Origin of the sequence: Sphingobacterium sp. UBA7253 (assembly GCF_002472745.1) — a bacterium.
Classification (GTDB): Bacteria; Bacteroidota; Bacteroidia; order Sphingobacteriales; family Sphingobacteriaceae; genus Sphingobacterium; species Sphingobacterium siyangense.
Window position 1 is genome coordinate 36,496 of sequence record NZ_DKSP01000024.1, and the last position, 11,681, is coordinate 48,176.

The 11,681-nt window shown below is 40.9% G+C and carries 5 protein-coding genes; 1 reads left to right on the plus strand and 4 read right to left on the minus strand.

Annotated elements, in window-relative coordinates; all coding sequences use genetic code 11:
• Positions 1-30 precede the first annotated feature (30 nt).
• The 3 genes from B2X72_RS01575 to B2X72_RS01585 all read right to left on the minus strand — a co-directional run bounded on the left by B2X72_RS01575 (position 31) and on the right by B2X72_RS01585 (position 3,793).
• Positions 31-1,353 carry a BNR repeat-containing protein gene (locus B2X72_RS01575; RefSeq protein WP_286848136.1) on the minus strand — a complete coding sequence of 441 codons (1,323 nt, stop codon included), beginning with the start codon at positions 1,351-1,353 and terminating at the stop codon, positions 31-33.
• A 69-nt stretch (positions 1,354-1,422) separates the two neighbouring features.
• The gene (locus tag B2X72_RS01580) at positions 1,423-2,664 is read right to left on the minus strand and encodes a DUF2264 domain-containing protein (RefSeq protein ID WP_286848137.1); all 1,242 of its coding nucleotides are present in this window, start codon (positions 2,662-2,664) and stop codon (positions 1,423-1,425) included.
• A gap of 13 nt (positions 2,665-2,677) precedes the next feature.
• Complete coding sequence (locus B2X72_RS01585) at positions 2,678-3,793, minus strand: glycoside hydrolase family 88 protein (RefSeq protein ID WP_286848138.1); 1,116 nt, start codon at positions 3,791-3,793, stop codon at positions 2,678-2,680.
• A 431-nt stretch (positions 3,794-4,224) separates the two neighbouring features.
• Between B2X72_RS01585 and B2X72_RS01590 the strand changes: the two genes are divergently transcribed.
• Positions 4,225-8,196 carry a hybrid sensor histidine kinase/response regulator transcription factor gene (locus B2X72_RS01590; protein ID WP_286848139.1) on the plus strand — a complete coding sequence of 1,324 codons (3,972 nt, stop codon included), beginning with the start codon at positions 4,225-4,227 and terminating at the stop codon, positions 8,194-8,196.
• Between the two features lie 73 nt (positions 8,197-8,269).
• Here the strand turns inward: B2X72_RS01590 and B2X72_RS01595 are convergent, their stop codons facing one another.
• The gene (locus B2X72_RS01595) at positions 8,270-11,452 is read right to left on the minus strand and encodes a glycoside hydrolase family 2 TIM barrel-domain containing protein (RefSeq protein WP_232475694.1); all 3,183 of its coding nucleotides are present in this window, start codon (positions 11,450-11,452) and stop codon (positions 8,270-8,272) included.
• Between the last annotated feature and the right edge of the window lie 229 nt (positions 11,453-11,681).

Here is an 11,681-nt window from a genome sequence, read left to right on the forward strand (position 1 = left end):
AATATAAAAAAAAACACAGCAATCTCTTTCTCAATCACGCCATTCTACTACCCGTATTGCTGTCGCGGGAGCATCAGCGAGTCCCTCGGCATCCTTTTGCACTGTAGACTGCACAAATAAAGCAACTTTACGTTTCTTTTGCCACAACTGGGTATCATATGTAGGTTCCCAAGCCCCTACCGACTGCTCACAAAGATCAATAATGTCATTTGCCTCTTGATGCATGCCATTCAACCTCAGTATCGAAGGTCGGTAACCGCGCTCTTGATCCCGAAAGACCAGCGTCAACATTATTTTATTATCTTTTCCGCGAACCAACACCTGGGGCCTGGCGATTGGAATATCCTTTGTTCCACCACCACTCAAACTAAAAGGTGTTTTTCTAAAATCAAAAGACCGGATCTTCCATTCACCCTCTTGTAAATAGATTACCTTATATTGCGGGATCTGTGTTCCTGCATCACGCCAGTAACTAGCGATAAAAGGATTCCCTTTTTCATCCGCAGCGATAGAGGTTTGATTAATCAATTCGTGCTGCTGGGGTATATGGGCCGCATACTCGACCGTAGATTCTTTCATGGGCAAATCGTACCGCATTCCATTACTCTTTTGCCAGGTTAATCCGCCATCTTTTGAACATGCATAAGCCATATCATGATTGCTTTCCACGTTGGGACTCTCCCGCCAGACCCAAGAAAGATGTATCGTCCCCCGACGATCCACATAACTTTGCCAATAGGCATTTCTCTGTCCCTCGCCATCAATCAGATTGCTATGCATCCGCTCCCATTTTTGCTGCTTACTATCGTACTTATTGACCACAAGATTACCGTGGCCGGATCCGCCGTCACGATATAAAAACAATAACTCGCCACTGGGTAACTTTAAGAATTCGGGGTAGGTTACCTTTGATTCATTTTTTCCTAGCATGGCTTGCTCATAACCCAGCACAAGACTATTCGGGTGAAGGGTACGTGCGTATCTCAACTTGCTGTCATGCTGATCCCAACAAACGTGGAGATATCCAGCCTTATCCACCATAATACTAATCACATTATGAGCATCCTTCACATGCCCGGTATAGCCGGTACGTCGCAACTTCCATACCTTGCCAGAAAGTAATCGCTGGCCTAAAACTACATATCCAGCTTCATCATAATAAGCGATATATTGGTATTTACCATTGCTGGTTAATGAATTTTTACGAAATACGGTTGTGTTGACTGTGTTCTTTGCCCAGCCATTTCCGACAAGCGTATTCTTAATTTTCTGCCCTTGTGCATTGTAAATAAACAAGAGACACGCGCAAGTGAGCATCCCCACTCTTACTAATTGATTTAGATATTGTTTCATTGAATTTTTTATACACTTGTTGAGCCCACCAGATCCTTTTGAAAGGAGACTTATTCCCGGAATTTGGGGTTATTGAATGGCTTTACCCTGATCTTTATGCCAGTCCTGTCCTGACCAGATACGCCGTGCACTCCAGTCGCTCGCTTCACTTGTCCAAAAAGAATCTCTGTCGGGTAATCCCAAAGGCAAAAAAATTACTGAACATAAATAGGGGCTCCCCTGATTATTGTATGGATCACCCAAGCCCGGCTGATTACCATACATACCCAGCGTCAACCAGCCATTTTCATACGTATTTGGGTTTTCGGTCGATTTTTTCAATACCGCAGACAGGGCAGCCTTCACCTGTCCTTCGCTAAGTTCCCCAGGGAGTCGTCTCTTGAACGCCATATCTGCAAGATGATGGAAAGCTGCCGCGCGATAGATTACGGACCTTCCTGTCGGAGGAAAACTACCGTCGGCATTGATCAACCGCTCCTGAATAATGGCATAGCGCTCATTTCGGAGCTTGATTTTTGCAAACATCCCATCATAGTTTTTAGTTTTCAACTGTATGAAATCCATAATTCCGGCCAAGAAGGGATGGATAACATAACTATTATAGTAATCAAACGCATAATGCGGACCATCCATATACATTCCATCTCCAACATACCACTGTTCCAATTGCTGCAGCGCATAATCAACGCGCATCACATCCCAATCATCCGAATATTTCGCTAAAAAAACTTCATTCATTGCTGAAAAGAGTAACCAATTTGAATAAGCCGGTCGAAATTGGCGCGTAATTTTTATAGATGCTACCAAATTCTTTTTTGTCTGATTGTCGATATGATCCCACAACCAAGGACTACGCATAAATCCCAAAGCGATAAACGAGGCATCAACAAGCTGTTGGCCACCGAGATCAAAACGCATAAAATCACGTGCATTGCTGTCCAAAGCATTTTTAAGTGCTTGAACAGTCCATGCTCTATATTGATCGCGTAACTTTATCTCTTCAGCCGAACCGCCATCCAAGGAAAGCCAGGGTGCTATGCCTGACAATACCCTTCCCAAGACTTCAACATATTGTACTTTGATGCGCTGTTCCTTATTATCCACGTGTTTAGAAGTCATTTGTGGCATAGTTAACCGCAGGCTATCATGGGCCAGACTGCGGAGAACGGGACGCAGCATATGATCCATTTCTTTAAGCCAAAAAGCTCTATCCGTCTCTTTTGTTGATGCAGGTTTCTTCTTCAAGCCCTGTCCAAAGACAGTATGGCCTGTCAGAAGAATAACAAAGAACAATAAAATCTTATTTTTCATTTTCAAATCCAATCTATTTTTGAACTAAATAACGATACATTTCCGAGCCGGCTAATAAAAACGCACCTACACCAAAAGGAGCTGTAGAGTTGGTATCCACCACCTGTCCGGGGATAGCTTTTTCACCAATAGGTTGTACATACCCAATTCTGCCATCGGGTTGTAAAGCGATCTCACTAAGATATTTCCAGCCTTTAACCGCAGCATCTTTAAATTTAAAATCGCTTAGCAAGCCATTATTTATTCCCCAGAGCAACCCATAAGTAAAAAAAGCCGTTCCGCTTGTTTCCCTGCCGGGAGCATGCTCGGGATCTAACATGCTTCGAGTCCAGAATCCCTCCTGCTGTTGGCAATTAATGATAGCGGCCGCCATATCCTTAAAGCGCTCCTGATAGTAGGTATAATGTTTATCCTCCTGAGGTAGATCTTGAAGAACCTTTGCAAATGCAGCGAACACCCAGCCATCGCCACGAGCCCAAAAATCCTTTTTGCCATGTAAACTCTGGTGTTTGGGGAAGACATATTTTGCATCGCGGTAATACAATTTCTCTTCCCGATCAAACATGATACTATCGGCATATTGTAAATAAGCATACATCTTATCCAGATAAAGTGAATTGCCTGTCAATTTGTACATTTTAGCCATCACGGGCATCACCATATACAAACCATCGGCCCACCACCAATAGTCCTGTTTATTGGAGTGGATCTGATATTCCATCACTTCCTGAGCACGTGCAATCTTTTCAGGGCTTGGCGATAAATGATAGAGATCGATATAGGTTTGAAAACAAATTTGCCAGTCACCAAAAAGAACGTGTTCGTCTGTTTCCCCATAGTTGTATTTCCAAAGTTGCGTATTGGTAGACTTGGCACCTTTCCAATCATTGTATCTGGCCCAATCCTCAGCATATTTTAAGTCGCCCGCTGATTTTGAAATCTTATAGAATTCCATATTTCCGGTATGATAAGCTGCCTGATCCCAAAAAGCCCAAACCTCGGGCTTATGATGAGACTGCCAGTATTGATTTGCCTTACTTAGCTGAGCAAGTACGGTTTCTTTGTTCAGTTGCTGTCCAAATGAAAAATGTCCTACAAACAATAGACATAAGATTAAATTGATCCGCATATATTTAGATGTATAGTATTTTTTGATAAACGAGCACAAAAGCTACTTTAAATTGGTTTGTACACTATTTAATGGATACACTCATTACTTTCTTCTCGATTTTTTTTGCTTTATAAAGCAACAATGTTAGCTGTAATACAGGCCCTTTTATATAAACGTACAATATACACTTATTTTAAAAAACAATCGTATCTTTAGCCATACAATCTTCAATTTGACTGTTTTCAATTGCAAATAGTCGTTTTCAAGATAATAACCTATGATAAGGATAAATCGATAATTTTACCTGATATCGGAAATACCATACGAACAAAACTGCTAACATGCCTAGTTTCAACAGACTCCCATATTCTCGTCAGGCCTTAATCCTGGTATTCGTTCTCATCCTTGTTCACTCAAGTATGCTGAGCCTAGCACAATTTCCCAAGGAGATGAATAGAGGTTTATCCAATAGTTCGGTGAAATCCATATTTCAGGATAGTCAGGGCTTTATGTGGTTCGGTACCTTCGACGGGCTTAACAGATTCGACGGTTACGATATAAAAACCTATAGAAACCAGCTAAATAACGAAAATAGCATTCCGCATAATTATATCTATTGTATAGCAGAAGACCACAATAAAAAATTGTGGATAGGAACCGGTCAAGGGATTGGAACCTACGACCGAAATTTTGATACCTTCTCCCGTTTAAATTATAGAGACCAAAAATCGAAACGGTTATATCATCTCAACGCTGACACAAAATCCATTCAAATCGATAGTGACAATAATATTTATATAGGCACAAACGGCTGGGGGCTATTTTACAAAAGTCATAAAGAAGCATATGCCATGCAAATCGCTTTTAAAGATTATAAATCGAACCTATCCAGCTTATACTACCATGTATCCGCCACACATATTGATGCGGCAGGCGGGGTATGGGTTTTTATAGAGGGAAGCGGATTATATGCTTTCGATAAAAAAACACAGCAGTTGCATCTTGTATCAAAGGTTATTACCAGTGCAACCTCTATGGTTAGTACAAACAGCGGTGAACTCTTTATTGGTAATTACGAAGGATTATTTGTTTGGAAAATCAAAGACGGCATGCTTTCGACATTGTATCCGCAGGAGCTTAAATCGAGTCAGATCAATATGCTGACGTTGGAAGGACAAAACAAACTTTGGATAGCCACCCAAAACAATGGCATTTTTATACTTAACCTATCTCATGGAAATGCAGAAAACAAAAGTAATCTACAGCCTGTTCAATTTTCACTGAATAGCAAGACCATTTATACGGTTTACATAGACTCCCAGCGTAAAATATGGATCGGCACCGGAAAGGGCGGCATTGAGACGATTGATAACAATGGCTATAAATTTAATTATTTACAGCAGAAACATTATGCGGGATTTAACTTGGCGCACAAATTTGTCCGTTCTTTTGTTGAATATGATAACAAGATCTGGATTGGTACCGAAGGCAATGGTCTTTATGCATGGGATAACAAGACCAATCAGGTTCAGTCATTTCAAAAAGGGCCACAGCAATTGCCAGACAATACGGTAAACCATCTTTTGACTGGAACTAATGGAGAATTGTGGATCGCAACCGAAATGGGCATTGCGCGTTACATAAAGGGCTCGGGTTTTAAATATTATGTTTGTAGAACGCCAACTGGGGTTCTAAATACAACTGGGGTTCTAAATAACAGTATACAGTTACTTTTTAAGGATCAGGATGAAAAGATCTGGGCAGCGACATTTTCCGAGGGAAGAGTATATACATATAATCCGACAAGCGACCAATTTGAAGTATTCAGCGAAGACATCTATGATATCAATTGTATGACTGATGATCAGAAAGGTAATATCTGGATGGGGAATTACAATGAGATTATACAGCTAAACAAGCAGACGAAAAAAATCTCCAGATATTTAATCGGAAAACCTGTTCGTGCCATTCAGCTCGGAAAAAACAACAGACTTTGGCTGGGAACAGAAGGAAAGGGGCTCTTGGCATTTGATATCAGTTTAAAAAAGATTGTCGAAAATTATTCCACAAATGAAGGATTGAGCAACAATGCCGTACTTAATATTTTGGAAGATAAAACTGGAAAATTGTGGTTAAGCACCTTTAATGGGCTTTCGAAGTTCGATCCTTCCACTAAAAAATTTGTACGGTACGAGGAAACTGACGGACTTCAAAGCAACGAATTTTCCTATGGGGCAGCTCTTAAGCTCAAAGACGGCCATCTTCTTTTCGGAGGGAACAACGGTTTTAACATCTTTGACGCCGATAGCATTAAACTGAAAATTTATGAACCTGCCTTAGCTATCACAAGCCTTAAAATTAACAATAAAAAGATTGCCGACCTGAGCGACCGGGTCGATATTGGAAAAGATCATAGCATTCATAAATTGACGCTCCCCTACAATCAATCCACTTTTTCGCTGGAGTTTGCAGCCCTGGAGTTTGATTCCCCACAAAAGATAAAATACAGGTATCTATTGGAAGGATTGGACAAAGGATGGAACGATGCAGGGTCTACCCGATCAATAAATTACAACGGTCTGCATGAAGGCACTTATATCCTTCATATTCAATCGACCGACTCGGAAGGCAACTGGACGAATAAACAGATTAAACTCGAGATTCAAATTCTTCCGCCTTGGTATAGAAGCTGGTGGGCCTACCTGCTTTACACGCTGGCTATTGCCTATATAGGACTATGGTATCTGCGCTATCGGAAAAGGCAAATCGCTTTAAATTACGAGATACAGCTTTCAAAATTTACCATTCAGAAAGAAAGAGAGCTCAATGAGAAGAGGCATGCATTTTTCACAAATATATCGCATGAATTTAGAACACCACTGACCTTAATTATTAATCCGATTAAAGATCTGCTAAAGACCAAAAACGAGTCCAAGGACAGCGCTTCCCTTCAGATTGTGCATAGAAATGCCAAAAGACTGTTGAGCTTGGTGGATCAGCTGCTTGTATTTAGAAAAACAGAGGACGGTGCCGAACAGCTCAAAATCAGTATTTTTGACTGCCAAAGCTTTATGAAAGAAATATTTCTATATTTCGCTGCTCAGGCAAAATTGCAAAATATAGATTACCAGTTTCTGGAAAATTCCGATCCGATTTATGTCAATGCTGACAAAGAAAAAATTGAGATCATCTTATGCAATCTCATATCAAATGCCTTTAAATTTACGCCTTCCAATGGTGCTATCCATATTGCCTTATCGCAACAAAGTCGGGAATTAAGCATTCAGATCAAAGATTCGGGACAAGGTATCCCCGAACATCTTGGCGATAGGATATTTGACAAATATTTTTCGGATCCACTCAATGGTCCCAAAAAACAAACAGGATTCGGGATTGGGATGTACCTTGTCAAAACTTTTGTTGAAATGCACGCCGGAACAATAAGTTACACGAGTTCAGCAACAGCGGGAACAACATTCGACCTCGTTTTGCCTATCTTAGCAAAACAAACCCCAGCCGAAGAACCTTTGGCAGATGTAGCGCTTTACAACGAGTCGGGAATTCAAATGCTATACGATTCGCAAGTGGCGACGGAAACCGTTCCCTTATTCCCGACAGCGATATCAAGCAAAAAATTCAGTGTCTTATTGGTCGACGACGACGATGCTATCCGCAGCTACCTTACCGACATTTTTAAGGTAGAATACTCGGTCTATAATGCCCATAATGGTGTTCAGGCACTCGATATGATCAAGCAAAAACAACCTGATCTGGTCATAAGTGATATTATCATGGAAGGGATGGATGGATTGTCACTTTGCAAAGCCGTAAAATCTAATGCTGCACTCAACCATATTCAAATCATCCTACTTACCTCAAGTACCTCTGACAGCACTAAATTGGCCGGAATTCAATATGGTGCCGATGATTATATCCATAAGCCATTTGATTCGGAAATATTGTTGCTCCGGGTCAAAACATTACTACAGAACAAGAAGAACCTTCAGGACTTTTTCTTTAAAGCGATTACGCTACAGTCCAATGAGCTAAAGATACCGATCACAGACAAGCTATTGATAGAACGGTGCATTGAGATTATTGAAGAGAACCTGTTGGAAGAACTGACTGTAATAAGTCTTGCCGAAAAAACAGGCATGAGTCATTCTTCACTCTATAAAAAAATTAAAACTATTTCAGGCAAATCGATCAATGAATTTATCAGGTCGGTACGACTAAAAAAAGCAGCCGAAATGCTCATATTGACGGATTCAAAAATTAATGAAGTAGCTAACTTAACAGGTTTCTACGACCAACGCTACTTTAGACAGCAGTTCAGCAAATTGTTTGGCCATACACCTTCCGACTATGTCAAAAAGTATCGAAAAGCGTTTCAGAATGAATTCCATGTCGATCGGCCTTAGTCTGAATTGCCGAAAAATAAAATAAGCCCTGTACAACAATTACGAACAGCTGTTGCTGTACAGGGCGTTATATTTATTCGACTGGTTTTATGATAAAGGAGAATGTATAATTTTTATAAGGCAATGTATATTCATTCAGCGGCCATGCTCCCCAACTATTGATTCCACCCACACCCATTTGTCTGAGGTCAATATTAAGTTGCGTTTGCTTTCTTTTAACAAGGTCAGCTGCATGACGTTGTTGTCGCTTGAGACCATCGTCCAAATCTTTGTCAAAGTAATGCAAAGCGCTCATACTAAATGTAGAATCAGACGTAAAGAACAATCCCCGACCTTGTTTATTTTTTATTTCCATCCATCTGATATCGGTCTTATTGCCGGTCTCCTGTGGCATTACATAGGGGAAATACTGTTGATCAACGGTCTGTTTATAAATTCCGACATGTGATGCAAAATTACGATCGATGTAGTTCTCCTCTGGTCCCCTACCGTAGTAATTAATCGCCTCAAAGCCAGATGGCATAATCCATTGCATACCGAAACGTGGCAGAACTGCAACCTTTTTTGTGGTGTCGGCAAGGAATGACTGAGAAACACGCATTTCACCTAATTGATTAATGCAGTATTTCATTTCTAGTTGCCCATATACCTGAGGCATCTGGTAGGTCGCATATACATAGGCCAGGCTATCGATTAATTCGGATCTAATTTCAAGCAGTTCAATCGAATCCGCAACCAGTTTCCAAGGTTTCAGTTTTTCCGGCGTATTGGCACCGAAATCGTTATCATTCGGCGCACGCCAGAAATTAGTCTTAAATAGCGCATGTTCATCCAAAAAATCCTGTCCTTTATAATGATATTTCGCCAACCATCCTGATTTAAGGTCAAACTCCATCAGTAGCTGTTTTGCCGTGACAATCAGATTTCCATCTTTTCGCGCTGTCTTGATTTTGCCCTGTGCCAAAATAGCTGTTTTAGGCTGAAAAGAGCCCCCCAGAGGTAACTGTTCAGTTGCAATAAGATGCCCCATAGGAAGTAAAGCCTCGGCTTTTTTCAATCGATAAGTCAGATTCAGAAATTTTTCCCCCGGAATATCTGCTTTATAAGGAATCGATAGTACAGCAGATTGTTGAGGCAACACATTCAAATGCTTGATTAAACCAGATTGCGTTTTTTTTCCGTCAACAATAAGCTCCCATTGAAGTTCAACATTTTCAAGTCCAGTAAAAAAACGTTCATTGTAAACCTGTATCTTTTTCTCGTTCAATAGGCTACTATGGATATCTTGATATACTTTTTTCATTTCCCAAGCATGTGGATAGGGTGTTCTATTGGCATAAAAAATTCCTTTGGAAGCATAATTCCAGTCCGTTATGGCTTCTTTAGGTTCATAATCTCCGCCATAGGTATATACCGTATCGCCTTTAGCATTGGTTTTAACAAAACATTGGTCCACAAAATCCCAGATATATCCGCCTTGAAATATTCCTTTGTTTGCCCGAATGATGTCCCAATAATCCTTAAAGTTTCCCAATGAATTCCCCATGGCATGTGCATACTCACATTGAATAAAGGGTCTTTGAGGCTTTGGGTTACGCGCTGCATAATTTTTCATTGCGGATGGACTTGCATACATAGGTACAATCAGATCCGTATTCCAGTCAAATCTTAATTCCCCATAATTATTCACTGCCCTTTCGTATTGTACAGGGCGACTTTTATCGAGCTCTTTCATCCGGAGGTAGGCCCGATAGAAATTGTAGCCATTTCCGGCTTCGTTGCCCATACTCCAAATAATTACGCTAGGATGATTCCGATCGCGCTGAATAAGGCGTTCAACACGAGCAACATGTGCTTTCTCCCAGGTCGGCCTATTGGCCATCGTATAGGACAGGTCATAACCCATGCCATGTGATTCGATATTAGCCTCATCAATTACATACAATCCATATTGGTCACAGAGCTGCAACCAATATTCGGCATTGGGATAGTGGCTGGTACGAACAGCATTGATATTAAATTTTTTCATGAGCTGTATATCGCGCAACATACTTTCTTTCGAGATCACATGACCAGTAACGGGATCTGTTTCGTGCCTGTTTATTCCCTTGACAAGTATAGGCTGTCCATTAACGAGCAACAGACCTTCTTTGATCTCAACCCTACGGAAGCCCACTTGCTGGGGAACGATCTCGCTGAGTTTGCCCTTAGGGTCTGTAAGTTTAACAGTCACCTGGTATAAATTTGGCATTTCGGCCGACCATAGTTCAGGATGGTCTATGGTCTGTTCAATATCCACTTCCTGTCCGTCGACTTTAACAGTTGCAATTGACACAAGCCGACCGTTTCTATGAAGTGTAACCTCTGCCATTAGATCCCCATGACTGGCCTGGTTAAAGATCAGCTTAGTATTTAACTGTCCTTTATCAAAGGCATCATTGAGGGTCGGCGACAATTGAATATCACGTAGATGCACTGGTTGCCGAACCAGCAGATAACAATCTCGCGTAATTCCACTAAGGCGCCACATATCCTGATCCTCCAAATAATTTGCGACTCCCCATCGCATGACACGCATTGTAATTAGATTTTTTCCTTTTCTCAAATATGCTGTTATGTCAAACTCGGATGGTAATTTGCTATCCTCCCCATACCCGACATATTGGCCGTTTACCCAAACAGATAGATTCGATTTGGCTGCCCCAATATGGAGAATTACGGGCTTTCCCTGCCAATCCTCGGGAATAACTACCTCACGGCGATACACAGCCGTAGGGTTGAAATCCATCGGCACAATTGGTGGATTTGGTTTCCCGATTAAATAGGTAAATTCAAAACCGGAGGTAGTATACATCGGGAAACCGTATCCATTGAGTTCCCAGTTTGCAGGCACCTGAAAATTATCCCAATGACGATCGTCATAAGTTAATGATTCAAAGTTAGCAGGTAGTTTTGAAGGGCTATTTACCCATTTAAATTTCCAGGAACCATTCAAACTTAAATACGCAGAGGATTCACGCCAATCGCTGTTGATGATCTGAGACGTATGCGGAAAGGTCACAAAATCTGTATGCATGGGCAGCCGATTTTCTTCGGTAATCGTTTCATCTAACCAAGGGATCCCTTTTCGGACAACAGTATCTTGCTGTTGCATTTTATTCCGCTCATAAGTCAAGGTAATACTGGATTGCGGATACCCCAAAGTGAAGACACAGCTATAGAGTAGAATAAGCACTAATTTATTCAGAGATTGCATTTTTTATTATTTATCGATTAATAAATCATTTCAAAAAAGATTGATTTGTTTAACTGAATCTAGGTTAAATACAGCTATATGATCGAACTAATGAAATACACTTAAATCCCACTGATCCTTCCAATTTATCTGTACTTTTTCATTCTGGAGATCAACCGGTAGCCAGATATATCTGCTATCCATAAGATCTTTGGGATTCCAGCGGTCGGCCATAAAGATAAAGGAATCC